At 41.1% G+C, this 24,735-nt stretch carries 20 protein-coding genes and 1 pseudogene; 3 read left to right on the top strand and 18 right to left on the bottom strand.

Going from position 1 to position 24,735, the window contains the following annotated elements:
• Positions 1-9: 9 nt before the first annotated feature.
• The 8 genes from phaZ to ACXAEY_RS05005 all read right to left on the bottom strand — a co-directional run bounded on the left by phaZ (position 10) and on the right by ACXAEY_RS05005 (position 9,875).
• Positions 10-909: an intracellular short-chain-length polyhydroxyalkanoate depolymerase gene (phaZ, locus tag ACXAEY_RS05040; RefSeq protein ID WP_474810758.1), complete on the bottom strand. Its 900-nt coding sequence runs from the start codon at positions 907-909 to the stop codon at positions 10-12.
• Positions 906-1,928, bottom strand: a complete 1,023-nt coding sequence (locus ACXAEY_RS05035) for a 3-oxoacyl-ACP synthase (RefSeq protein ID WP_474810757.1) — start codon at positions 1,926-1,928, stop codon at positions 906-908. The genes phaZ and ACXAEY_RS05035 overlap by 4 nt, the downstream gene beginning before the upstream one ends.
• Before the next feature lie 8 nt (positions 1,929-1,936).
• Complete coding sequence (locus tag ACXAEY_RS05030; RefSeq protein WP_474810756.1) at positions 1,937-2,938, bottom strand: branched-chain amino acid ABC transporter permease; 1,002 nt, start codon at positions 2,936-2,938, stop codon at positions 1,937-1,939.
• Between the two features lie 4 nt (positions 2,939-2,942).
• Positions 2,943-3,803, bottom strand: a complete 861-nt coding sequence (locus tag ACXAEY_RS05025; protein WP_270179730.1) for a branched-chain amino acid ABC transporter permease — start codon at positions 3,801-3,803, stop codon at positions 2,943-2,945.
• Positions 3,804-3,818: 15 nt separating this feature from the next.
• Positions 3,819-4,526, bottom strand: coding sequence for an ABC transporter ATP-binding protein (locus ACXAEY_RS05020; protein WP_474810755.1), 708 nt, complete (start codon positions 4,524-4,526; stop codon positions 3,819-3,821).
• The gene (locus ACXAEY_RS05015) at positions 4,510-5,274 is read right to left on the bottom strand and encodes an ABC transporter ATP-binding protein (protein ID WP_474810754.1); all 765 of its coding nucleotides are present in this window, start codon (positions 5,272-5,274) and stop codon (positions 4,510-4,512) included. Before ACXAEY_RS05015 ends, ACXAEY_RS05020 begins: the two co-directional genes overlap by 17 nt.
• A gap of 71 nt (positions 5,275-5,345) precedes the next feature.
• Positions 5,346-6,572: a substrate-binding domain-containing protein gene (locus ACXAEY_RS05010; protein WP_474810753.1), complete on the bottom strand. Its 1,227-nt coding sequence runs from the start codon at positions 6,570-6,572 to the stop codon at positions 5,346-5,348.
• 87 nt (positions 6,573-6,659) lie between these two features.
• Positions 6,660-9,875, bottom strand: coding sequence for a BTAD domain-containing putative transcriptional regulator (locus ACXAEY_RS05005; RefSeq protein WP_474810751.1), 3,216 nt, complete (start codon positions 9,873-9,875; stop codon positions 6,660-6,662).
• 181 nt (positions 9,876-10,056) lie between these two features.
• Here ACXAEY_RS05005 and ACXAEY_RS05000 point away from each other — a divergent pair, with 181 nt between their 5' ends.
• Together ACXAEY_RS05000 and ACXAEY_RS04995 are read left to right on the top strand one after the other, a co-directional pair.
• The gene (locus ACXAEY_RS05000) at positions 10,057-10,377 is read left to right on the top strand and encodes a transposase (RefSeq protein WP_474810219.1); all 321 of its coding nucleotides are present in this window, start codon (positions 10,057-10,059) and stop codon (positions 10,375-10,377) included.
• 11 nt (positions 10,378-10,388) lie between these two features.
• Positions 10,389-11,267, top strand: a pseudogene (locus tag ACXAEY_RS04995) (IS3 family transposase); the annotation flags it as partial.
• 46 nt (positions 11,268-11,313) lie between these two features.
• On the opposite strand, the gene ACXAEY_RS04990 reads toward ACXAEY_RS04995, so the two are convergent.
• From ACXAEY_RS04990 to ACXAEY_RS04960, 7 genes are all read right to left on the bottom strand, one after another.
• The gene (locus ACXAEY_RS04990; protein WP_474810750.1) at positions 11,314-12,081 is read right to left on the bottom strand and encodes a class I SAM-dependent methyltransferase; all 768 of its coding nucleotides are present in this window, start codon (positions 12,079-12,081) and stop codon (positions 11,314-11,316) included.
• Positions 12,082-12,236: 155 nt separating this feature from the next.
• Positions 12,237-12,746 carry an N-acetyltransferase family protein gene (locus tag ACXAEY_RS04985; RefSeq protein ID WP_474810749.1) on the bottom strand — a complete coding sequence of 170 codons (510 nt, stop codon included), beginning with the start codon at positions 12,744-12,746 and terminating at the stop codon, positions 12,237-12,239.
• Between the two features lie 99 nt (positions 12,747-12,845).
• The gene (locus ACXAEY_RS04980) at positions 12,846-12,998 is read right to left on the bottom strand and encodes a hypothetical protein (protein ID WP_474810748.1); all 153 of its coding nucleotides are present in this window, start codon (positions 12,996-12,998) and stop codon (positions 12,846-12,848) included.
• Positions 12,999-13,174: 176 nt separating this feature from the next.
• Complete coding sequence (locus ACXAEY_RS04975; RefSeq protein ID WP_474810747.1) at positions 13,175-14,041, bottom strand: GNAT family N-acetyltransferase; 867 nt, start codon at positions 14,039-14,041, stop codon at positions 13,175-13,177.
• 796 nt (positions 14,042-14,837) lie between these two features.
• On the bottom strand, positions 14,838-17,297 hold the full coding sequence (locus ACXAEY_RS04970; RefSeq protein ID WP_474810746.1) for a S8 family serine peptidase: 2,460 nt from the start codon (positions 17,295-17,297) through the stop codon (positions 14,838-14,840).
• Between the two features lie 220 nt (positions 17,298-17,517).
• Complete coding sequence (locus ACXAEY_RS04965) at positions 17,518-18,429, bottom strand: peptidoglycan-binding protein (protein WP_270179740.1); 912 nt, start codon at positions 18,427-18,429, stop codon at positions 17,518-17,520.
• A gap of 392 nt (positions 18,430-18,821) precedes the next feature.
• The gene (locus ACXAEY_RS04960; RefSeq protein ID WP_474810745.1) at positions 18,822-19,895 is read right to left on the bottom strand and encodes an SDR family NAD(P)-dependent oxidoreductase; all 1,074 of its coding nucleotides are present in this window, start codon (positions 19,893-19,895) and stop codon (positions 18,822-18,824) included.
• A gap of 216 nt (positions 19,896-20,111) precedes the next feature.
• On the opposite strand from ACXAEY_RS04960, the gene ACXAEY_RS04955 reads away from it, so the two are divergent.
• The gene (locus tag ACXAEY_RS04955; protein WP_474810744.1) at positions 20,112-21,569 is read left to right on the top strand and encodes an aldehyde dehydrogenase family protein; all 1,458 of its coding nucleotides are present in this window, start codon (positions 20,112-20,114) and stop codon (positions 21,567-21,569) included.
• A gap of 100 nt (positions 21,570-21,669) precedes the next feature.
• On the opposite strand, the gene ACXAEY_RS04950 is transcribed toward ACXAEY_RS04955, so the two are convergent.
• From ACXAEY_RS04950 to rbsB, 3 genes are all read right to left on the bottom strand, one after another.
• Entirely contained in the window at positions 21,670-22,692 is a 1,023-nt protein-coding gene (locus ACXAEY_RS04950) for an ABC transporter permease (RefSeq protein WP_474810743.1), read from the bottom strand.
• A gap of 13 nt (positions 22,693-22,705) precedes the next feature.
• Complete coding sequence (locus tag ACXAEY_RS04945) at positions 22,706-23,542, bottom strand: ABC transporter permease subunit (RefSeq protein ID WP_474810742.1); 837 nt, start codon at positions 23,540-23,542, stop codon at positions 22,706-22,708.
• Positions 23,543-23,800: 258 nt separating this feature from the next.
• Entirely contained in the window at positions 23,801-24,733 is a 933-nt protein-coding gene (rbsB, locus tag ACXAEY_RS04940) for a ribose ABC transporter substrate-binding protein RbsB (RefSeq protein ID WP_474810741.1), read from the bottom strand.
• Positions 24,734-24,735: the final 2 nt, after the last annotated feature.

Below are 24,735 nucleotides of genomic sequence, written 5' to 3'. Positions count from 1 at the left end.
ATACTCCTCCTAGTTCTCTAAAAAGTCAGTAATGATAGTTGTAAGCTGATCACAAGCATCGATGAATGGGGAGTGACCGGATGCAGACAACTCCTTGAACGTGGTATTCGTACCAAGGTCTTCTACGATTTCTTCTGTCATTTCTTTTGAGATGACAAGATCTCGTTCTCCACGCAACACGAGAACAGGGATACGTATGAGTTTAGCCTGATTTGTTCCTTCAGTTAACCCATTTGTCACACTGCTTATATTGAATGTATTTAAGGCATGGTAAACATCAGCAAGATTTCGCTGTGTCATCATATCATCTACATAAGCTTCATAACGCTTCTCTTCAGGCTGATTGTGGGTGTAGATAAGAGAGTTCCAAATCGTTTTTAGAAGCGCTCGATTGCCCGTATCATAGGCCTGTTGAATCGGGATCGTTCTCATCGGATCTTTTTCTATATCGTCAACTGTTTTCAGCCTTTGGTTAGGATCTGGCGTTCCGTCTGAATGAGTCCCAAAGAAAGGATATCCCCTTGTCGAAGCAGAAGAAATGAGGACGATCTTATCGCAATATCCAGGGTACTGTGCTTCAAACTGCATGCAAACGGCTCCGCCAGTGGACCACCCGATCATTGTAAAATCGTTTAATCCTAACTCATCCACAAAGAATTTAAGATCTTGAGCAAAATCCTCTATCCCCTCAACTCTATTGTTGTAAGATGATTCGCCAAATCCTCTCATATCGATAGCAATCAGCGTATAAGAAGCAGGAAATGTTTCGAAGAAAAGATCCCAATGCTTTGAAGACGTCATATTGCCATGAACGAGTAAGATTGTTTTTTCTCCCCCATCTCGTTTTCGATACCCCATCACTTCTCCATTAGGAAGACTGACTTTCTGAACAGTTGGTATTGTAATCATAAATTTTCCTCCTCGTTTCCCCATATTATCGTTGTTGCTCCCCATGCATAACCAATTCCTGCAGATACTAGTACGACTACATCACCTGCTTTAATCTTTCCTTGTGCTTCAGCTAGCTTCAGTGATAAAATCTGATCGATTTGTCCGATGTGTCCATATTCCTCCAAGTAAATAGAATGTTCTTCTGTGAGACCAAGCTCACTTAGGACATAATCGTGTGCAGATCGTTTCATATGGAGCATCGCGACATAATCGATATCAGATTCCTTTTTTCCACTTTTATAGAGTGAATTTCGAATAACTGATAAGAAATTATCCATTGATTTTTGTTCGAGCCTTTTCTTCATCCCGACCGGATCATTAACATCTAATCGATATGACCCTAGTTCTAACTCTCTAACCGTAATCGGATTCTTCGTACCACCCGCGGTTACAAAAACATCTTCAGAGAAAGAACCATCGGTCATGATGTGCGACTCCATAAGTCGATTTTTCTTATAACCTTTTTGTAAGATCAGTGCACCGCCACCAGCTCCCAGATTAAACATAAAGCGTGTGCGTTCGTTCGAGTAATCGATGAGATCTCCATTTCGATATCCACCCGCCAGAAGAACAGTCGTGATCTCGTCATCTGTTAGCATCAAGCTTTTGGCAAGTTTTAGAGCCATAATGGTCGTGCCACACCGCAGCGCAGCATCGAACCCCCACGCGTGATGTGCTCCGATGGCATCCTGCGTCTTAAGAGCTGCCGTCCAAAGAGGGTACTCTTTATACTCTTCTCCAATATAGATGACAAGGTCAATGTCTTTTCCCTTCATACCCGCTTCCTTTAGAGCACTTTCCGCAGCATAGATCCCCATCTCACATGTATGATCCTCATCTCCTGGAACTGCTTTTCTTTTAATGCCTAACTTTGTTTCTACTACATCTACTGGTAAGCCTGCTTTTTCAGCAATTTCTATCCCTGTAATATACGAATCTGGAATATAAACACCTGAACTTACAATTCCAATCGTCATGCGTTCACCTACCCTGCCATTCGCTTATTCTTATTTTCAGTCTTCACCTTCGTTTTCCGCTTCTTCCACCTCATCTCTTTAAGCGATCCAACGATGCCTTTTGGAAAGAACATCACCGCTAAGATATATAAGATTCCAAAGAAGATAATCCATCTCTCGAAAATGGCATAAGATTTTCCTAGCTCAGATAACCAGTGATGAGAAACCTCGATGATCGCCGCACCAATAATTGGACCGATCAACGTTCCGACTCCTCCAAGAATCGTCATCAAAAGGGCATCTAACGTAACATCGAGTGCGAAAACACTCGTATTTACAAAACGAAGTGACAACACGTACAACGAACCTGAGAGACTTGCAATCATACCTGCAACAACACTTGAGATAAGCTTGTAGTGAATCGTGTGAAAGCCAAGCGACTGCGTTCGCGCTTCATTTTCACGAACCGCTACGAGCACTTTACCCATCGGCGAATTCGTAAGCCTAAGCAAAATGAAGAAAACTGCGACCATGAGTATAAGACAAATCATATAAAAAGAAAGACGATCTCTCATTATATCCGGCACTCGAAAGGTAAACCCATCGTTTCCTAGAGTGAGAGAGCGCCATTTTTCAGCTACTACAAGAAATAATCCCGCAAGTGCAAGCGTTAGCATCGCATAAAAGTGATTGCTGAGCCTTAAAGTCAGTAATCCAACGAGGTAACTAACGATCGAAGCGATGAGCATACCTACTGCAATGGAAATAAGAAGTGAAAGCATCGTCGGTTCGAATCGACTCAGCAACACTCCGGTCGAATACGCACCAATTCCAAAGAACATCGCATGCCCAAACGAAACGATTCCAGTGTAACCGAGGAGTAAATCATAGCTCATTGCAAAAATCGCTAAGATAAAGATCTGAGTAAATAAGATCATAAGGCTTCTAGAGTCATTTATAAACGGAAATAAAACGAGAACTGCACTACATACGAGTATCCATACAGGACTTTTGTTCTGCTGCCTTAACATTCACTCACCCCTTTGCACCGAATAGACCTTGTGGTTTAACAACGAGCACGACAGCCATCAACAGCATATTTACTGCGAGAGAAAGATCTGGAACATAATACGTCATGAAGGCGCCTGATAGGCCGATCAACATCGCTGCAAAAAGCGAGCCAACAAAATTCCCCATTCCACCAATTACGACAACGATAAAGGCAAGTATGGCAAAATCCATCCCCATCTCGGCATAAATAACACCTGAATATGGAGCTAAAAGCACACCACCAAGAGCTGCCATCGCGGATCCAATCATGAAAACGAGCATGAAAACTTTTTTAATGTTGATTCCAAGGGCCTGCACCATCTCTTTATTCATAACACCCGCTCTTACGGTAAGGCCGATCTTAGTGTTCTTTAGAACATAATGAACGAGCGCAAACACGAGTACACCGATAAGAATGATAAATGCACGATACTTAATGATGACAACATCACCTAGTTGCCAGCTTCCTGATAAATAATCGGGTGGTGACGCTACGATTTGATTAGGTCCGAATACGACCTTCAACATTTCCGATAGAACAAGCATCAGTCCGAGTGTGATAAGGATTTGTTGGACATGATTCCCATACACTGGCTGAATAATGAACCGTTCCGTTACATAGCCGAGGATAATCCCAGTTAATAGTGCACCAACGATCGCCATAACAAAACTTCCAGTCATGCCGTACACCCACACGCCACTATATGCTCCCCAGGCAAACAAGCCACCGTGGGCAAAGTTCAAAACATCCATCAGGCCAAAGATGAGCGTTAACCCTGCTGCTAGCAAAAAGATCAGCATACCTGTCGCAAGTCCATTAATCATTAAATTTAGCAAAAGATCCACCTTTTCACCTCATTTCTATGCGATACCGAGATACTTACGCTTTAACTCTTCATTGTCTGCGAGTTCCTGCATGTTTCCAGTTTCAACACTTCTTCCATCATCGATAATGTAGTACGTATCACCCACACCCATCGCCATTCTGAAATTTTGTTCGACCAGGACGATCGTCGTCTCATCCTTCATTTCCATAATCGATTCCATCACCTTTTCAACAACAATCGGAGCAAGCCCCTTACTAGGTTCATCGATAAGTAACAATTCATTTTTATTAAGGTAAGCTCTCGCAATCGATAGCATTTGCTTTTGCCCACCGCTCAAGTACCCACCTTGTTTTTTCCAATATGTTTTCAAGTCAGGAAAGAGCGTTAGCATCTTATCCAATCGGTTAAGCGTCGCCTCATCCTGTTTTTGCATTGCAATCTTCATATTTTCTTCCACCGTCAGTTCGCCAAAAATCCCCTGATCTTCTGGCACAAATCCGATTCCTTTATTTGCGATTTGGTAGGTTGCAAGCTTTGATATATTCGTTCCGTTAAGCATGATTTGACCGTCAGTAATAGGCGTTAGGCCCATGATTGAACGAAGAGACGTTGTTTTGCCAGCCCCGTTTCTACCTAGTAGAACCGTCACTTCCCCTTTTTTCACCTGAAAAGAAACCCCCTGGAGGATATGGTACTGCCCTATATAGGTTTGAATATCGTTCACCTCAAGCAGTGTGGTCATCGTATAAGCCTCCTAAGTACGCATTCTGCACTGTTTCATTATTCATAATCTCGTGTGGCGTGCCTTCCGCGAGCAATCTGCCATTAAAGAGGACGATGATCCGATCTGAAAGATTCATAATCATATCCATCTTGTGTTCGATGAGTAGAATCGTCCGATCACTTGATGATTTAATATCTTCAATAATCTTTAAAATCGCAGGCACTTCCTCTAGCGACATGCCTGCTGTCGGCTCATCGAGCAGTAGCAACTCTGTCTTCAATGCTAACAACATTGCGATTTCTAACTTTCGCTTTTCGCCATGTGCTAAGTTACTCGCAAGAGCGTCTGCTTGTTTCGCCATCATCACTTGTTCTAGTAAGTCATACGCTTCTTCCGTCATTTTCTTATAGCCTCTGAAATGCCTGAGCATTTGGTATCGAACTCCAGCCTGTGACTGAACGGCTAGACGTACATTCTCCAAAACTGTTAAATTAGGGAACACGTTCGTAATCTGGAAAGAGCGGCCGATCCCTTTTCGAGTTCGGACGGTAGGAGATTGGCTCGAAATGTCCTCTCCCTTCAATAAAACACTTCCTTTGGTTGGCTTCAGCTGCCCACTCAATAAATTGAACAACGTTGTTTTACCAGCTCCGTTTGGTCCGATGATGGATGTGAACGACTTCTCCTTAATGGTAAGATCGACCGAGTTTACTGCGAGCTGCCCGCCAAATGCGATCGTTAAATCTTGAACTTCCAATATACTCATGTACTAACCTCCCAACATACATAGAAAAGGGCTGCGCAAAAACGATAGCAGCACCTTTTCTCATTAGCTAATTAGTTACGAACAGGTGGTGCTGTTTCTTCAGGAGAAAGCTCACGGATAAGTACCGGTACAGGGTGATCAACACCCTCTTGCTTTTCAAGCTTTACTGCGTACATCGTTTGAAGCGCTTGATGGTCCTCTTCGCGGAAAGTCATCGTCCCTTTAGGTGTTTCAAAAGACATGCCCTCCATCACATCGATTAATCCTTCAGCTGTTGTATCACCTTTAGTTTGTTTTAGTGCTTCTACGATCGAAATCGCTGAACTCATTCCTCCAGGAGTAAACAAATCAGGTAGTGCCCCGTCATAACGTTTCTTATGTTCCTCTACTAGCCAATCGTTCACCTCGTTATCTGGCAAGCTATGATAATACACCGAAAAACCTTCCATTCCGACTAGCGGTTCCATCGTCTTTAATGCTGAGATATCCGGAGCTCCAGTCGAAATTTTGATTCCTTTTTCCTGAAGCTTCATATCGCTGATCTGATTCCATGGGGAGTTCGCTCCTGCCCAAATGACAAACAAGTAATCCGGGTCAGATTCAATTATTTTTTGGATGTTTGGAGTAAAATCTGTTGCAGCTGGGTCAGCGTATTCTTCAAGTACAACTTCAGCACCGAGGTCCTCTGCAGCCTCTTTAAATGCCGCAACCCCATCGATTCCAAAAGAATAGTCTGGTGCAAACGTTGCGATCTTCACTCCTTCACCTGCGATCGCTGCTGCTCCGGCAATAGCGTCCTGAGAAGAACTTCGGGCTGTTCGAAAGATATAGTCGTTGTATTCTGAGCCTGTGATGCTATCTGCAACCGCAGGTTCAACGACCATGATCCGTTCGTATTCCTCTGCTAACGGAAGAACGGCAAGCGTGTCTCCTGAACTTGATGATCCAACTAAGAAGTCGACTTCATCTTCTTCAAGAAGTTTTGTTGCCTTTTGCACTGCAACTTCTGGCTTCGTTTCAGTATCTTCATAAACGACTTCGATCTTCTTCCCTTCAACTTCCATCGTTCCATCAGTCGCATAGTCCAGTCCGAGCTCAAATCCTTGCTTCGTTTGATTCCCGTACGTTTCAAGTGCTCCGGTTAATGAAGCGAGCACTCCGATCTTAATCGTTTCCTTACCATCATCATTGTTCGCTTCCCCTGAGGACTGAGAGTTTGAACTACAGGCACCTAAAATAAGAGATAACACCATCATCAAAACCACGAGTTTACGCACGAACTTCTTCCCCCTTTTCATTCAGTTGGTTCTATAGGAATAGCTTACAGGGATGAAGTTACACACGAGTTACAAATAAAAAAGACCGCTTCTTCTAAAGAAGCGATCTTATACATGAAAGGAAACGTTTTCAGAACAGATCATGTCATACATTTGTTTTGTGGATTCCATAGGTTCTACTGCAAGCTCTTCACGAAGTTTAACCGTACACTCCCTATACAATCTCATTGCTTGAGGTCGGTTGTTACGTTGGTAATAACAATACATCAACAGTCGGTATGCCTCTTCCCACAGCGCATCGACTTCGATAATCTTTCTACAAATCGGAATCGCCTTCTCAAACTCAGACAACCGAATAAAAAGCTGAGCTAATTTTTCTAAGCCTCTCACATAAAGCTGGCGAAGACGTTCACGCTCAATTTCAGCCCATTGGACACGACGCTCAGTCAAAAAGTCTCCACCGTAATAATGCAAACCTTTTTCTAGCAGTTTTTTAGACTGAACGATTCGATTTTCTTTCAACCCCTCCGTTATCCAATGCTCAAAATGATGGCAATCCAGGTCGATTACAGCGGTTCTATTGAAACCGTAAGAGGAGTCTTGACGAATCACAAAATATGGCTGCCCTCTTTTTTTACGATCAGGCTCAAGCGCTTTGTTCAGCGCATTAAACGCGACCTTAAAATCTCTCTGGCTATTGGTTTCATCTGTATCGGGCCAAACGTCATGGAAAATCTCTTCTTTTCGAACGAAGGCGTTTCGACGAACAAGTAAATATTGAAATAGTTCTTTTCCTTTTTCACGCTGCCACATCTTATGATCAAGAACGTTGTCCCCGAGCGATACACTAAATTCTCCAAGCGTCTTAACGCGAAGCGTATAGCCAGGATGTGATTCTATGTGGTTATATCCCCATGAATCGAGTAGCTTTGAAATGTAAGATTCATAAACTCCTGACTCTTTTGCTTGGAGAAGAAGAGGCAGAAATTGCTGTAGATCTTTCGGGCCAAAGGTTGTTCTCTTCTTGAATAAGAATTCATATTCTTCAATTTGAACCTTCTGAAGAAAAATACTCACATACGTTTTGAAGTCGTCTACATCCTTTTTCAAAAAAGCTAGCCACATCGCAGCAAGCATCTCAGCGTAACCATCTCCGCACGACTTTGCAGATCGATAGGCTTCAAGAAGCCATTTCTCAGCATCGAGTAACTGCTCACTATAGAAGGCAGATCGCCCGATACATAGTTTAATAAGCGTAGAGAGCCATTCATCTTTTACTCTTTTCGTTTCATAAAGAGCACGCTCTCCATATTCTTTTGAACGCTCCCACGTTCCCTTTCTTCCATACATCGCACAAAGACCCATGAAAGGTTCCGCTTTTCCTCGATCGACTTTTATAGAGTCCATTAATTCTAACGCTGTTTCATAGCAGTTTACCGCTAACTTCTCTTCATAGTGTGTTGATATTGCTACTGCGTGACCCATTCTTATCCATCCGCATGCTTCGATAAACGCTGAACCCTGTTGTATTCCCTGCTGTATCCCTTGCTGCGCAAGTTCTTTCGCTCGATCTCCATTACCGCTAAGCGATTCTAGCAGAGAAAGCAAAAGTTCCGTTTCGCGATGTGATTGAGGTAATTGTTCTTTCGATGAATTTCGAGTAAGAAGAAGTTCTCTTGACTCAAAAATCTTACCTGTACGCAATAACAAACGAGCATCCAGATTTCCAGCAACCCATGATGCGTCTCCTTCACTTTTCACATACCAGTTAAGGGCTTTAGCAGCTTGACCAGAATTCACAAGGTTTTCAGCAAGGAGACGAAACAACCTTTCCTTATCAGGATGGTTTTTATCTGTTCGGTCAAGATAATGGATCGCTTCGGCTAGAAAGCGCTCTGCTTTTCCAGGCTGAATCGTATCTAAATAGATGTTTCCAATTCCTTCGTTCGCTCTGCTAATGATGAGATCGTCTTCATTTAATTTAGCAGTTTCAATTGCTTTCTTGTAACATGTAAAGGCACGATCGTAATAAGACCGGTAGCGCCATACGTCTCCTTCGTACAACCATAGCTGATAATAGTGGTCTTTTATATGATCAGAAAGAGCGTTCAAATGATCGAGTAGCGTTTCAAGCTGACGGTAATGAATCATCCTCTCACTCGTTTTAAGAAGTACTCGAGCAAGGGAAGACTCATCATGAAGTTCTATATAATGGACGACTGCCTCTTCATAACAATTCGTTTCTTCAAGGTATTGTGCCAATAAGTACCGAAGCTTCTTCATCCGTTCACATTGTTGCTCAGTACCTCTCCTCGTTAAGAACGCCTTGAATAAAGCATGATATCGATAGCGATCGTGATCGACTTTTTGAATAAATAGATTCTTAGAAAACAAATCCTCCAGCATATCACCCGTGTTTGGTCGACATAGGACGTGATCACATTCTTCTGCCTTGAGTTCTTGAAAGATTGAAGAATCCAGCAAAAACGCTTGAACTTCTCTAGACTGTTTGTTGAAAACTTCCTGAGCAAGGTAAGAAAAGAGCTCTTCCATGGACGTATGAGTAAAGCTTAGTATCGAGTCGATTTCATCAGCTTGTGACAATTGACTTCCTATCATATTGATCGCGATGATCCAGCCTTCTGTTAAAGAATGAATGCTCTTCACCTGTTCTTCGGAGATAGCCGCTTCATAGAAATCAGTTAGAAAAACACGCGTCTCTTCACCAGAGAGCGATAGGTCACTCTCACCTATATCTAGCATTCTATTACTCACGCTTAGTTTAATCAGGCTATTCCATTTCGGCTTCATGCGAGTTGAAACAAGAAGATGAACATTTGAAGGGAGAAGCTTAATGACTTTCTCAATCCATTGATTAATTATAAACACGTGATCAACGAGTTGAAAATCATCGATGACAATAATGAGGTCTGATTCTATCTTTGCGCATTCGTTGATAAATAAGGCACTTAATAGCTGAAGATCTTCTTCGCTGACCCAGTAATCCATATTCGATATAACTTCGAGGAGTTCTTTACAGAAGGAAGGAAACTTCTTTCGAACGGCATAAACCACATAGTGGATAAAAGGGAAAATGTCATCATCCGATTCTGTCACTGTATACCAGCATACCGGTACCTTGCATTGCTTAACGAACTGACTCAGTATCGTGCTTTTCCCATAACCCGCCCCTCCATGAATGATGGTAATGGGATAAGTCGTAACTTCTTTTAGCTTTTTTATTACAGATCCCCGGTAAATATATGTATCCTTCAATGCTGGTGGTACAAGTTTTGTTTCAATAATCGGAACGGTAGGTTGCATGTACACACCCCGTCTTTATATTTCTGATTTTTCTAATAGTTTACCATATTCTTCAACACAATGTGAGCGCTCTCATCTCTTTCGACAAAACCTGAGTGGTGCCTGTGATCGACCCCCTTATTGTGGACACATGAGGTATCATAAAGATACGACACAAGTGAGTTTAAGGGGGAAAGAATTGATGGCGAGAAAACCACATTCTACATTCGAATTAAGAAAAAGAGCTGTTGATCAAGTTCTAAAAGAAAATAAACCTGTCAGAGTTGTGGCAGAAGAGATTGGTTTCAACCCAGATTCAATTTATAACTGGCTCCATCGCTATAAAAAATGGGGAGACGAAGGACTTAAGGATTCCTCCAGAACGATACGATCTAAAGTGGAAGGTCAGGGTAGTTTAGCTGACGCCAAACGGATTAAAGAACTAGAGAAGAAATTGAAAGAAAAAGAGTTGGAGAATGAAATCCTAAAAAAGTTCCAGGCCTTTCTCAAAGAGAACGAGTAAGCAATAAGTACGCAGCGATTTCCTACTTGAGGAAGGATTCAGCCAATTATCCTGTTCGATTGCTTTGCCAAGTACTAAACGTATCGCGTAGTGGTTACTATGCTTCTTTGAAGCGACCGAAAAAGGTCGCCAACGATTCAGATAAAACGCTTCTCACTCGTATTAGACGGATTTATGCCATTCGGCGCGGTACGTATGGGGCCAAGCGCATTGCCAAGCATATGAAAACAGGAAAGAAGGCTAGAATCGTAAACCACAAGAAAGTAGCTCGTTTAATGCGTGAAGCAAATCTTAAGGCTACAGTCCGTCAAAAGAAAGCGACCAAACAAGTGAAGGTATTGGCAGGTGGCTACGTTTATGAGAACCTATTAAACCGCCAGTTTGAAGCGTTGCATCCCAACCAAAAGTGGGTAACGGATATGACAGAAGTGGTCATAGAAAATAAGAAATGGTACATCTCAACGATGATGGACCTATTTAATCGCGAAGTGATTGCTTTCCAATTAAGTGATAGTCCGAACCAGGATCTAATTGAGGCAACATTAAAAGAAGCACAAAAGAAACGAAAACTCAAAAGCTTATCTGGTGTTCTTCTTCATAGTGATCAAGGCAGTGTTTATCGCTCTCTACGCTACAATCAGTTAAGTAAAACAATGGGCTTCACACCAAGTATGTCCCGTAAAGCAAACTGTTGGGATAATGCCGTTATAGAGAGCTTTTTCTCTCAGCTTAAGGTGGAATTCCCGTGCTTCTATCCCAGTATTGATGGTGGCACGTTTCGAAGAAACAGCCTATCCTATATTCGTTATTACAACACAAAGCGAATCCAACAAAAACTTGGATTCGCTTCACCATCAGATTTCTATAAAAGCTATAAAAATGCGAGTTGAAATTTCGGAATTTGCCTGTGTCCATATTTAGGGGGTTAAATCACTGTCACTCGGTAGGTTTCCTCAATTGAAATACAATAAAGTCAGCGCAGCGAAAGTCTTCTTCAAATGTAGGATATTTCTTTAGGATTTCCTCAGAAGGAGTCGGTTCTACTACCTTTACGATAGTGAACCCCGCTTTTATGATGCTGTTTAAGTAGGTTGATAGCGTACGGTGATAGTAGAAAAGCGCTCCAGCCTCCCCGAGTCCTCTTTGTTCGTATACACCTTCGTAGAAGTACCGATCGACATTCCAATGAAGTTTTTCACCCTGCTCATCTTTCTCCCATCCGCTTTCTGGTGTGATAAAACATGGGTGTAAGATAGAAAAGATGAAACTTCCCCCATCAACTAACAACCGATACATCTCTCTTAATGCACGCTCATGATCTACAAGGTCCTGCATCACCATGTTCGATACGATTGTTTCAAAGCTAGCATCCTTAAGAGTAGACAAATCTTCACAATTACCATGAACATAGTTGATCGGTAAATGAGATGCTGTTTTCTCATTTGCGATTTCGAGCATGTTTCTTGAATAATCTACTGCTGTGACGGTAGCACCTCTTTGAGCTAACATCCTGCTCAGATACCCCTCTCCGCAGCCTGCATCTAAAAAGCGTTTATGTTCTACTTCTCCGATTAAAGAGAACAACGCAGGATTTAAAAAGACTTCTCTATGTAAATCTCCTGCTTCTGAATAGTTGTTCGTGTAACTTCTCGCATTGTTATCCCAGCTCTTTATCGCATCCTCTGATGTGAAATTTTTCTTCACACTACTCACGCACCTTTCGTCTACCAGATGTGAATCATTAAGATAAAACACTGATCAATAACACGTAATTAAGTATATCAAAAATTTTCCAACACGATTAATCCGAGAATAAAAAGATCGGTTTCCCATAGAAAATAGAAAACCGAAAAATTGGATTACCTTTTTCTCAAACGAGGAGCAGGGGTCAATCGTTTTAAGTAGCTATTAGGTAAAGAGTGTTTAGGTAATGAGCTTTCAGGTATGGAGTTCTGACGAGTCAACTTCTTCTCGATGATATAGTTCGACAGCACTTCACCCTTCACTTCAAAACCTAATCGTTTTAAACTTTCCAACCCCTGGGTATTTTCACGATCGACAAGACCGTAGAGCACAGTTATTCCTTTGTTTTGGATATATTTCTCAAAAGCAGGTAGTAATGATCGAGCAATCCCACTTCCCTGCAGATCATGACGAAGCATCACATAATCTACAAGAATCATATGGTTAATTCGTAATCGATAGGAGAGAAACCCTACAACTTCATCGTTTTTATCACAAACGACAAGAACTTCAAAAGAATGGTCAATGATTCGTTGAACTTTTTTTGGGCTAACAGCGAAAATTTCAGTTCCTATTTTAATTAGCTTCTGATCGTCGCTTTTAGGATTTCGACTTCTAAAATACATCAACTCAATCTCCTTTCAATTAAATTTAAGTGAAAAGAAGAGTTAATGCAGGAACCCTACATTAACTCCGGAAAGGGAATATTTCATTAATAAGGATAATTAGCGGTGGCAACGACACTTCTTTTTCTTTTTATCCTTCTTCTTATCATGTTTCTTCTCATGCTTTATCTTCTTTTTCTTCTTTTTCTTTTTTGTCCCGTCAAACAGGTCATCAACCATGCCCTTAAATACTTCTCTAAGGTCGGCGTTCATAGTGACAATACCTCCATAACAAGAATTTGAAATGATTAAACATTTCATACCTTATCTTACGTATGCTCGTCCCACATGCTTGGACAAGTGTTACCTAAAAGTAGAAAATGTGCAGATGACATAAAGAAAAAGCGAGTGGTACCAGGCACCACCCGCTTTCTGTCATAAACTGTCGACTATATTTCTTTTGAATATGCACTCAGCTCGTGTACGAGCGTAAAACCAGCTCTCTCATACAACTGAAGTGCTTTTAGATTTTCTGCATTCACACAAAGTGTGACCGTGTTGACCTCTTTGAAAGTAAACATCCAGAACAGGGCTTGATCTAGTAATTTTCCTCCAGCTCCTCTCCCACGAAACGCTTCATCTACTGCGAAAAATTCAATGTTTGCTTCTCCAAACTCTGGTTCAACTTCTACATAGATGTAACCAGTTAACGTGCCTTCATCACTGGTAATAAACACCTTCCTAGTGTCGTTCAACCGCTCAACAATTTGGCCACCACTATAGTACGTGTTCGGAAATGTCTGGTCGTGTAAAGAAATAAAAGGGATGATGTACTCTTCTGATATCTCTTCTAGTTTGTTTTCCCGTCTAAAGCTCTGTCTATTAAACTCTAAAATCGCTTGCTCACTACTGTGGGAGAACCCTAATTTCTCTGCAAATCTAACACAGTTTATATTCTTCTTATTCGGAAACATCTGTATTACACTTGTTTCTTCTGGAAGAAGTTGAAGCATTTTCTCCCACATCGTTGGTATGAACGACCAATACTGATCTTCAACAAATGGGCCCCATACTTCCACCAGATTACGCTCCAAATCAACTTCAAATCCAAGCACACCGACAAGGACGTTTGACTGATATACCGTGACAAAGCTTTTCCAGTAAGGCAGCTCGAATTCTTCCCTCATTGTATCCGCTATTTCACAGCTGTTCGTGCCACAGTATCCAATATGGCAATCTTCTCTTCGATTTAGTTTAGCGATGAAACGACTTACTGATTGTAATTCACTCTTCTTCATAACCGCCACTTCCACCATACTACTAACCTACCTTATGTATGAAATCGCCTATACCCTCTCTTTTACGTTAACATAAAGAAAATAAAAATAGCCCTGTTTTGGAGTACAAAAAACAATCAAGTAACTACAACAATAATTACCATCCTAATTGGAAAATTCATGGTAAGATGAAGTGGATAGATTGTTCCTTTACAGGGCTTGAAGACTTGAATTAAAGATAGTTTGATAAGTAAGATTCATTTTGTGACGATATTCTAAACGGAGGTGTATATTAACGGTGAGGCAAGTATTAGGAATATCTATGGTCATTTTAGGGGCGATTGTAATGATCATAAACGTATTTCTTCTTAAAGAAAATGCTTTTTATGATGTTATACGCGGACTAACCTTTGCTATGTTTATGGTAGGAATATTTCTAATCCCTAGTTATTCAAAGTCAGGAAAAAACATATGATGGAAAATCAATTCCGATATAGAATTAGATGATTAATGATACAAACTATATAAGGTATGTTTTAGATAGAAGAAATCAATATGATTTAACAGGAGCTTGGAATAGTTTGAGCTCCTGTTTTTTTATGGTGGCAAAACCCTACCTCACTGTAAAATCAGAATCGTTTTAACACGCGATAGTACGACCGAACAATGATTATTCTCCACTACATGTTCCTGTGCTTTTCAACTATAAAGTGAAAGGAACTCTATCATAACAATGAAAAAAGAGTATCAAATTCGTTTATAATTTGATACTCAATTAATTTTGCCTGTTCACTTTTTCATGCCAAAACTACTTATATCATAGCGAGAGCTCTTCTTATTTTAGAAATGCTTCAAAATACCTTGTCATCGCTACGGCAAAATCACCGCGTGTTACATCAGTATTCGGCTCAAAATGTGCAACAACGGTTGGTTCAAGATCATACTGTCCTTGCGAAACCTCGAAGCTCGCATTGATGATATTAAGATCAAGTGCAAGCTGAACATACCCTTTCAAGTGCTGGGGAATATCAGCAGCGTCAACAACCTTTACACGCTCTTCCTTGTATTGAACTGTAACGTCACCACTGAATGCTTTCGCATCTTCTTCTAGACCAAGACTCTGAACAAGCGAATAAGCAAGTTCTGCTCTTGTAACGTTTCCTTTTGGATCGAACTTACCATCTTTAGTAAGCATAACTCCTTTCTGGGAATGAGTTCCATCTCGGAATGCGGCTCCTTCAGACGTAACAGCAGACGCGTAAGAAAGCAGATCAGAAGACACATCACTTAATGCTTTGGCTTCTGACTGACGAATCTCAGCACCCATCACAAGATACTGTGCTAGGTCTTTTCTTTGCAGCTTGCTATCAGGCATAAAGTTTCCTTTAGCATTCGCATCAAACAGCAGCTCCTTCACACCGCTCTTGATCGCAGCAGCTGCTGGATGGCCTTCTATATCATTGAGACCAGTAAATCCACTCACTTTTGTAAAAGAAAGAGTTCCTTCTATGTTATCAGGGAAAGAAAGGCCTGCAGTTGGATTCGCTTCGTCACCGCGTAATCCTCTTACTTCTGCTTTCCAAGTACCAGGCATCGGTGCATTAACAGACACCGTTCTGTCTGTTGTTAACGTAAACAACAAGCTGATTCCAGAGCTGTACTCCGTTCCATCTGGAGCGATTAAAACGAGGTTGACCGGATTACCGGTCTCCCCCAATACGCCATAAGCATTCACTTTCGCTACAAGATTTGTTAAGCCTTCTTGCACTTCAAACTCATGCTGATTATCTGAAACAAGAGTTACAGGATTGTAGTCTACTGAAAATGGAGCACGCGTGGTCGAAGCTTCTACAGAGCTATTAAACTCTTTGTTGTAATTGACTGTCTTGCCATAGTCGTTATTACCAAAAGCAGCATCTACTGCAGTGTATGCGTTCAAATAACCTGCGCCTACTTCCCACGCTTCGTACCCTGGCATGTTTGTAGCTGTCGCTTGCACGATCGATTTCACTTCATCAGGTGAAAGTAAAGGGTTTGCCTCTAACATTAGTGCTACAACACCTGCTACGTGAGGGGTTGCCATCGACGTTCCACTCATGTGCGTATAGAAAGGAACGTGCGCTGGATCAAGTTCTTCAGCGTCTTGAGGAGCTGATAGTGAACTTACTGGTGCGATAACTCGAGTTGAAACGATATCAACTCCTGGTGCTGTAACAGTCGGACGGTCTTCCCATGTCCACGTTTCTCCATCCATTTCAAACGTCCCACCGACTCCTTTTGTACCACGAGATGAGAAATCAGCTAGCGTGCCATCTTTTTCTCCCGCTGCTACCGAGATAACCCATGGTGCTTTTGCATAAGGGTTATGTGTGTTTTCTCCAGGACCTTCATTTCCTGCTGCAAAAAGAACGACGATTCCGCGATCATACACTTTCTTACTCGCAATGTTAATCGGGTGATTAGGATCAAAATCACCTGACGATCCCCATGAATTTGTAATGACTCTTATGTCGTACTGAGACTGATGCGTTAAGGCGTAATCAAATCCACCGATTCCATCTAGTACGAACAGTGCTGCGCCAGAGCCATATCCGATCAAGTCTGCTCCTGGAGCCGCTCCTTCATACTTCCCGCTCGACATTTCTCCTGTACCACCAACCGTACCAGCTACGTGGGTACCGTGACCGGAGTTAGTATCAGTATTTGCTACATCCTCTTGATATGTAACAGGAAGTAGACCAGGAGACAAACTGCTAAGATTCGTTGATCCCATAACGTTTTGTACAAGGTTTTCACCAAACTCGTGGTCTTTATGTGTGCCATCTACACCGCTATCGTTCACAACAACACCGATCCCTTTTCCTGTAACAGGAAGTCCTCCGTTTGCTTTTCTCATGTCGTCATCCGTACGTACTTTATCAACACCCGTTAGATCTGTTGCATCCGCGTTGAAATAGTCAAGCTTCTCATTCAAATAGATAGACTGAACCATATCGTTAGCTGCAAGGTCGTTTATTTGAGCTTTCGTCGCGATTACGCCAGCCATCGGAAGACTCTTAAGCGTTAACCCTTTATCAACCCCAACCTCTTCCAATAAGTTCGACTGAACATCCGTTGGAGCTCCATCTCCATAGAACGTTACGATTACTTCAAATGGTCCATTCCCTTCCGTCATCAGCTGAGATAATTCTGGGTCGATCGCCGCAGATTGATTAGCTGAAGGTTGAGGGGGGTTTATAAAACCTACTATTAGTAAAAACGAGAGTGCCACTACGTACCAAAGCCTCATTCTCATCCGTCTTCCTCCTTTTAATATTCAATGTTTTCTTACTATTCATTATCCATTGGTAGCGACCATTTTCCTATTCACTAAAGGTTTTAAATCCTGGTTGAGAAAGAACTATATAAGACTCATCCAAAAGTAGTATCTCGTACTACTTTGGGTCATTTAGGGATAGTACTTTTACGACAAAAAAAAGCCTAACTCATTTGAGTTAGGCTCTGTAAATTCACTATTAATCTAGCACTGTTACAGTGACTGTCTTACGACCAAAGTTTAAAGCATCTTGTCTTTCAGGCATGAATAGATCGATACGGTTACCTTGGATTGCACCGCCAGTGTCACCAGCGATTGCAGTACCATAGCCTTCTACATGTACTTTAGATCCAAGTGGGATTACGTCAGGGTCTACTGCGATGACTTTTTGGTTAGGATTCGCTCTTAAGTCGATTCCTGTCGCTGTAACGCCTGAACATCCTTCACAATATGCAGTATAAGCTGTTGCTTCGACTTTAAATTCTTGTCCACTTTGCTCAGATGACTTGCTTTCTGTGTTTGTTTGCTTAGCAGAAGTGGTATTAGTATTAGTAGTAGTAGATTCTGTAGACGCTGGTTTTGCATTTACTGTCTTACCTGTCAGCGCTGCCCAAGTGTTAGCTCCGGCAATGCCGTCAACAGCTAGTCCATTATCAGCCTGGAAAGCACGGACTGCTTTCTCTGTGATAGGACCATAGATTCCGTCTACTTTATAGTTGTAATATCCACCAAGCTCTTCTTGAAGAGCTGAAACTTGGTGACCTCGATCACCTTGAATCAACGTACGATGAGCTTGTCCTTGATTGACTTTTTCAATTGCTGCGAATGTATTTGGACCTGCGATGCCGTCCACAGCAAGACCGTGAGCTTTTTGGAATTGCTTTACAGCACCTTCAGTAATTGAACCGTAATAACCTGTAGATTTATGATAGTCGAAATATCCTTTGGCTGACAGTACATCCTGTAACTCGACGACGTCGCCGTGTTTTTCACCGTAAGAAAGTGTTTGATCTCCTAGAGCAGCTTCTGATACTACCGGGCTAGCAAACATCATTCCAGCCAGTGCTGTAGATGTAACAACGTTCCTTACAATGTTTTTACGAGTTACCATGTACACATTCCTCCTGAGAGATAAATAATTTTTCGGTGTTTCTTTTCTCTTGATCACCTATGTCCCATATAGTAACAGCCAAATATAACACAGCCATTTTAGTGTAGTAACAAGTCAGTTACATAAATATGACAGATTAATACAGTTTTTATAACCTTTGCACAATTAGGTAACATAGTACTATTTACAACGACAATATATTACAAACATGTCAGTTCCAAACTCTATCACCCTTGTTAATAGGTTCTTAATAGCGAAATGAATCTACTCAATGGTGGCGGAATTAACCTTGGGTGAATTTAGAACTAGTTAAATTTACCTTCAAATTTACAAACCTTTTAAAGAACTTTTGCAATAAAAAAAAGAGGCAGCTGCTAGAGCTGCCTTCTTATTTATTGAGTTACATTCACTTTGTTTTGGCTCTTCATACCACCGGAAATAATCATTTGTAAGGTTTCCCTATCTAAATGTAATTCCTCTACGTTGCTCTCATGCAATAGCTTCTTCGTATTTGAATCATCGAAAGTCAATGTTTTCTCAAAGTACTTGTGAAAAACCTTCATAGGTTGATTCAACTTCATGTCCTGATCTGTTAGTTCTCCTTCATAATCTGTAGGCACTAATTCCACACTGTAAAAATCAAGCGCTGATTGAATCAAATCTAATACGAGCTGATTGGTTGGAGGCTGTGAATTCGTAATGTGATAGATTGTATCTGGCTTCGCGCTAGTAAGCCCAAGCGCTAACACATTTACGACATAATCGACAGGTACTAAATTTTGTGCTGCTTCCTGATTACAAAGGAACTTAATCTTTTCACTAGGCGTATCCTGCTTCCGATCTAATCTCTTCTTTAATAATTCAAGACTTCTAATCACGCCATAAAGAGCAAAGGTCGTTTCAGCTTCACCAGTTTTCGAGTCACCAATAATGATTGCTGGTCTAAAAATAGAGACATTGAAGACGTTATTATAATCAAACACAAGGTGCTCTGCGTGACACTTACTTTCTTCATAAGGATTTACGAACGTATTATCCTTAGGATGCAGCTCTTCACGTCCATGAAGTTGTGCGCCTAATGTGTAAGCTGTACTTACATGATAAAAATTCTTCACTTGAATATCTTTTGAAAACTCAAGTACGTTTCTCGTTCCTTCAACGTTAATCTCAAACGTCTTGTCTCTTTCACGATCATCGAATGAAAGATAAGCTGCGATGTGATAGACCGTATCGATTTTACCTTTTAATAGATCGATTGTTTCGAACGGAACGCCTAAGCGCTCGTCCCCTAAGTTTCCTTTTATAATGAATAAGTTGTTTTGTAGATCTGCTGGCAATGCTTCGATTAACCGATCTGCCTTACGTTCATTGCGGATCAATGCATAGACGCTGTGGCCTTCACTCAATAACTTCAAGGTAAGCTGTTTTCCAAGAAAACCAGTCGCCCCTGTTAAGAGTATATTCATAAAGTTCACCCCATTAAAACGTTCTCATCAGTAGTGGTTATTTATCTCTGTACCGTTCGTAGTTTAGCATATATACGTCTATAAAACATTAATAACGAGATGAAACTCTCCTAAAAGACGGTGCTAATGATTGGAAGAAATTCTCGCGTACCGACAAGTTTAGTAGTTTAGCGTAGCGGGAACCTTCTTATTTGTACACGAAAAGGAGGATGTCCAATGGCTAACTCATATACAAAGCAGTACATTAATGGTGAATGGTTAACGGGAACGAGTGATAAAACTGTAACAAATTATAATCCATTTTCCGGGGAAGAATTATTCACACTTCAATCTGCATCTGAAGAAGATTTAGATCATGCTTATCAAACAGCAAAAGAAGCACAAAAAGAATGGGCAAAAACAACGCCTGGAGAAAGACAGCAAATTCTCGATCGGTTAGCCTCGATCATGGCAGAACGAAAAGAAGAAATCATCGACTGGCTAGTAAAAGAGTCTGGTAGTACAAAGATCAAAGCAAACGTGGAATGGGCTGCAGCTACCCGTGTCGTAAAAGAATCCGCTTCTTTTCCTTATAGAATGAAAGGGCAAATCGCGCCTTCTGATACGCCAGGGAAAGAGAACCGTATTTATAAGAGTGCAAAAGGAGTGATCGGTGTCATCGGACCGTGGAACTTCCCACTTCATCTTTCCATGCGTTCAGTCGCACCAGCACTCGCCACAGGTAATGCTGTAGTCCTTAAACCGGCTTCAGAAACACCCGTTACAGCAGGCTTCTTAATCGCAGAGCTTTTTGAAGAAGCAGGCCTACCGAAAGGGGTTCTTAACGTTGTCGCTGGTCGTGGATCAGAAATCGGGGATGCTTTTGTTACTCATCCGATTCCAAAGTTGATCTCTTTCACAGGGTCCACTGAAGTTGGAAAACATATCGGTGAACTTGCAGGGAAGCACATTAAGGAAACAGCATTAGAGCTTGGAGGCAACAACGTCTTTATCGTTCTAGATGATGCTGACATCGATCAAGCTGCAGAAGCAGCAGCATTCGGTAAATTCCTCCATCAGGGTCAGATCTGTATGGCGATCAACCGGATCCTTGTTCATGAAAGTGTTCATGATGAATTCGTTGAAGCGTTCAAAGAAAAAGTAGCATCTCTTCAATCAGGTGACCCAGCAGATGCGAATACTGCTGTAGGACCACTAATTAATAAGGAAGCAATTGAACGTATCCAAGAATCTCTTGATGCTTCACTTGAACAAGGGGCTGAAAAAATTCTTGGCGGTGAAGTGGAAGGCAACGTGATGCAGCCTGTCATTCTAACGAACGTCACAAACGAAATGCCGATCGCAAAAAATGAAATCTTCGGTGCTGTAGCTCCAATCATTTCATTCAGCACAGAAGAAGAAGCGATTGAACTTGCAAATGGCTCTCCATATGGCCTTAGTGGCTCCGTTCACTCTCGCGACTTGAATCGCGGGGTTCAAGTGGCTCAGCAAATCGAAACGGGTATGGTGCACATCAATGACCAGCCTGTGAATGACGAAGCGCACATGGCATTCGGCGGTGAAAAGGAATCTGGACTCGGGCGATTCGGCGGAGAATGGGCATTAGATAAGTTTACAACCGTGAAATGGATTTCTGTCCAACAAGAGCGCCGTGAGTATCCGTTTTTTAAATAGGCATATATGAAGCCCTCGAAGTTGTTCGAGGGCTTTTTTGGAGTTAATATTGTTAGGTATCTAACACCTACTGGTCAGAACCAATCGACAGAACACATTTCTAAAAATTTTGCTTCACAGATTTAAAGTCCGAATCCTTAACCTGGATATGCTTCTCTTTTTCTTTTAGTTCATTCTTATGCGAAGTCTTTAATAATTTGATATTCTGCTTGGAATCAATACTAGATTGGTACCCAACGATGCATAATTGAATCGCTATACTACTCAATGCAAAAAACAAAACTGGCACAAGCGGAATCCATGGTTCAGTTGCAACTAAGGGAAGATAACTTCCGATTAATCCAGACCATTCATACGAGATAGAATTTTTCTCAACAGGTGTGAAGGGACTAAAAGATATGTATGTACCGCCGAAAAATAAGTTTAACACTCCAAGGTGAGCCAGGATTAATAAAGCATTAACAACATTTTGACCGAAAGAGACTAACAATACCGGTTTAATATAGGGGAATATATGATTCTTAAATACATGTAATCGACTTCCACCGAGTATTTTTGCCCCTTCAACGAACGGTTTTGTATAAAACCTTTCCATCTCCTCACTTATAAATAATGTAAGTGAAGGAATTGCGATGATCGTCATAATAAACACTTGAAAAACCACTTGTTCGGAGAACGTAAATTGGAAACCATCAATACTCATCGTTACGACTGAAACAAGCATAAAGTAGGTAAATAGTGTTGATGGGATGAAACTAAATGATTGGCTGAATTCTTTTATGATATGCTTCAATCTCTTAAAATACAGTGTCACGATCAGGCTAAGAAATAACGAAATAAAAACTCTAGCAATGCTCACGCATATCGCTGCACCCAACGTATATTTAGCTCCATGAATAATAATATGTGCCAAATCGTAACCGTCTGTGTCCGTACCTAAAGGGTGAGCTAGAGAAGGAGGAAAAGGGGCAGAACTAATCGCCTCTCCCTCACTATTATATCTAGTGTTCTCTTGAATGATTTCTTCTCCATAAATAAAACCGTTCAATATACTACTAAAAAGCAATATAGCAATAAACATGAATCCAATTAAAAGTGGAGGACTCTTAAATGCGTTCCTCATTCTTTTTCCCCTCTCACGAAGGTAATCTTTTATTGAGGATCACCCGAAATAGTAGCAAAATCACAAACAACGGAGTATATAACAATATTAAAGAGGTCATCAAAACTTCAGGTGAAAGATAATTAAAAATAAACATGAACACACCATTGCTGTTTAATAAATATTCGATGATTAGTTGACTCGAAAGCATGATCCAAATAATCTGATTGATATTATTAAATAAGGCTAATAAAACATTAGGAAAAATATGCTTAAGTATTATTGTTTTCCAGGCTATGCCCTTTGATCTAGCAAGTTCCACATAACTTTTAAACCTTTCTTCGTCGAACGCGATAACCAACATCCGGAAAAGATAGAGTGTTGGTAAGATACTCATAAGAAAAATAGGTAAGAAGTAAATTTGCTCACCTGGCATAGTTGTAAAATTCAACAACAAATACCCCGTTTTCTTATAGAGACTAACAACAAGGACTTGGATTAACAGAAGCAAAAAGATATCTGGTACGCCTTCCAAAATAGAAATCAAGTAACGTATTTTATGTAAAACATCTCTTTTCAGAAGGAAAACTAGTAAAACTAACATTACAGCACCAATTAGTGAAATAACCAACGAACCTAGTAAGATAACTAAAGAGTAGCTAACAGGAGTAAATAGATAAGGAAATAACCCCCTCTCACTTAGACCGATCGAATATGTAAGTTGAGCAGGATTAAAAATTGCTTTAAGTAATCCTCCTAACTCTTTTAGGTAGAGGCTTATATTTATACCTATCCCTTCAAATAGAAATGGAAGTGCGCCTATAAAAATGAATCCAATGATTGTTAATATGTATTGGCGGATATAATTCATAAGGTCAAGATTCCAACCTTTTCTTATTAATACTCAGCTTCATCTCATCGTCCCCAATATTATTCGTTTTGGTAAACCTCTTATCAAAAATCTTAGCATAACATTTTACAAAAATATACATTCAAAAAAACAATCAAAAGCCGCCTCATCGAGGCGGCTTGAAACCAATTTATACTTTTGTGTTTCTATCCAATTTAAGGAATGAGCCATGGAGCCATGAATCCTCTGAAAAGGGAACGTATGAAAAGCGTTGGTTGCCTATTCTTCAGAAGCCGTTTCCTCTGTTACTAACTTTAGAGGAACTGGAATGGTATCTTCCACATCATTCCCTTGAAGAACATCCATTGCAGCTTGTACAGCAAGTGATCCAATCTTCTCAGGCTGCTGTGCCACTGTAGCTGATAACTTTCCGTCTTTGATGCTATTGATCGCATCTTCATTTCCATCAAAACCTACAACTAGCACATCTCTTCCAGAACTTTGAATCGCCTGGTATGCTCCTAGCGCCATTTCATCATTGTGAGCAAATACAGCTTCGATACCAGGATTTCCTTGTAGCAAGTTTTCCATCGTGTTTAGACCCTCTGTTCGATCAAAGTTAGCCGTTTGCTTAGCTACAACGTCTAACTTCTCATCGGCAATGTTGTGAAAACCTGCGCCACGTTCACGAGTGGCAGACGCACCTGGAACGCCTTCTAACTCAGCCACTTTAGCGCCTTCACCAAGCTGCTCCACCAAGAACTTTCCTGCCATCTCGCCACCTTTTTCGTTGTCTGAACTGACGAGCGTTGCAACCTCGCCTTCTTCAGCAGAGCGATCAAGCGTGACTACTGGTATGCCTAAACTGTTTGCAGATTGCACAGCCGTTGAGATTGCAGATGAATCTGTTGGATTGATTAACAAGGCATCGACACCTTGCTGGATCAAATCTTGCACATCGTTGATTTGTTTTGCTGCATCGTTTTGAGCATCAACGACGACGACTTCCATCCCCTGCGCTTTTGCTTCAGCTTCAACGCCGTTTTTCATCGAGACGAAGAACGGGTTATTCAATGTAGAGACCGATAATCCTAACTTAATATCCTCAAGATCTGTTTTCTTATCAGGCTTCGCCCATTCCGGCGGTTGCAGTGAGCACGCTCCTAGTAAAAGAAGTGACAAGCTGAGCAGTAGTGGTAATATCTTCTTCATTG

It is taken from the genome of Anaerobacillus sp. ABA4_114 (assembly GCF_056159065.1).
The sequence above is the reverse complement of the archived record's forward strand: the minus strand, read 5'-3'. Positions and strand labels throughout refer to the sequence as shown.

Excerpts from the sequence above, each read along its gene's own strand:
- phaZ (WP_474810758.1), bottom strand. The coding sequence starts at position 909 with ATGATTACAATACCAACTGTTCAGAAAGTCAGTCTTCCTAATGGAGAA.
- ACXAEY_RS05035 (WP_474810757.1), bottom strand. The coding sequence starts at position 1,928 with ATGACGATTGGAATTGTAAGTTCAGGTGTTTATATTCCAGATTCGTAT.
- ACXAEY_RS05030 (WP_474810756.1), bottom strand. The coding sequence starts at position 2,938 with ATGTTAAGGCAGCAGAACAAAAGTCCTGTATGGATACTCGTATGTAGT.
- ACXAEY_RS05020 (WP_474810755.1), bottom strand. The coding sequence starts at position 4,526 with ATGACCACACTGCTTGAGGTGAACGATATTCAAACCTATATAGGGCAG.
- ACXAEY_RS05015 (WP_474810754.1), bottom strand. The coding sequence starts at position 5,274 with ATGAGTATATTGGAAGTTCAAGATTTAACGATCGCATTTGGCGGGCAG.
- ACXAEY_RS05010 (WP_474810753.1), bottom strand. The coding sequence starts at position 6,572 with ATGAAAAGGGGGAAGAAGTTCGTGCGTAAACTCGTGGTTTTGATGATG.
- ACXAEY_RS05005 (WP_474810751.1), bottom strand. The coding sequence starts at position 9,875 with ATGCAACCTACCGTTCCGATTATTGAAACAAAACTTGTACCACCAGCA.
- ACXAEY_RS05000 (WP_474810219.1), top strand. The coding sequence starts at position 10,057 with ATGGCGAGAAAACCACATTCTACATTCGAATTAAGAAAAAGAGCTGTT.
- ACXAEY_RS04985 (WP_474810749.1), bottom strand. The coding sequence starts at position 12,746 with ATGTATTTTAGAAGTCGAAATCCTAAAAGCGACGATCAGAAGCTAATT.
- ACXAEY_RS04980 (WP_474810748.1), bottom strand. The coding sequence starts at position 12,998 with ATGAACGCCGACCTTAGAGAAGTATTTAAGGGCATGGTTGATGACCTG.
- ACXAEY_RS04975 (WP_474810747.1), bottom strand. The coding sequence starts at position 14,041 with ATGGTGGAAGTGGCGGTTATGAAGAAGAGTGAATTACAATCAGTAAGT.
- ACXAEY_RS04970 (WP_474810746.1), bottom strand. The coding sequence starts at position 17,297 with ATGAGAATGAGGCTTTGGTACGTAGTGGCACTCTCGTTTTTACTAATA.
- ACXAEY_RS04965 (WP_270179740.1), bottom strand. The coding sequence starts at position 18,429 with ATGGTAACTCGTAAAAACATTGTAAGGAACGTTGTTACATCTACAGCA.
- ACXAEY_RS04960 (WP_474810745.1), bottom strand. The coding sequence starts at position 19,895 with ATGAATATACTCTTAACAGGGGCGACTGGTTTTCTTGGAAAACAGCTT.
- ACXAEY_RS04955 (WP_474810744.1), top strand. The coding sequence starts at position 20,112 with ATGGCTAACTCATATACAAAGCAGTACATTAATGGTGAATGGTTAACG.
- ACXAEY_RS04950 (WP_474810743.1), bottom strand. The coding sequence starts at position 22,692 with ATGAGGAACGCATTTAAGAGTCCTCCACTTTTAATTGGATTCATGTTT.
- ACXAEY_RS04945 (WP_474810742.1), bottom strand. The coding sequence starts at position 23,542 with ATGAATTATATCCGCCAATACATATTAACAATCATTGGATTCATTTTT.
- rbsB (WP_474810741.1), bottom strand. The coding sequence starts at position 24,733 with ATGAAGAAGATATTACCACTACTGCTCAGCTTGTCACTTCTTTTACTA.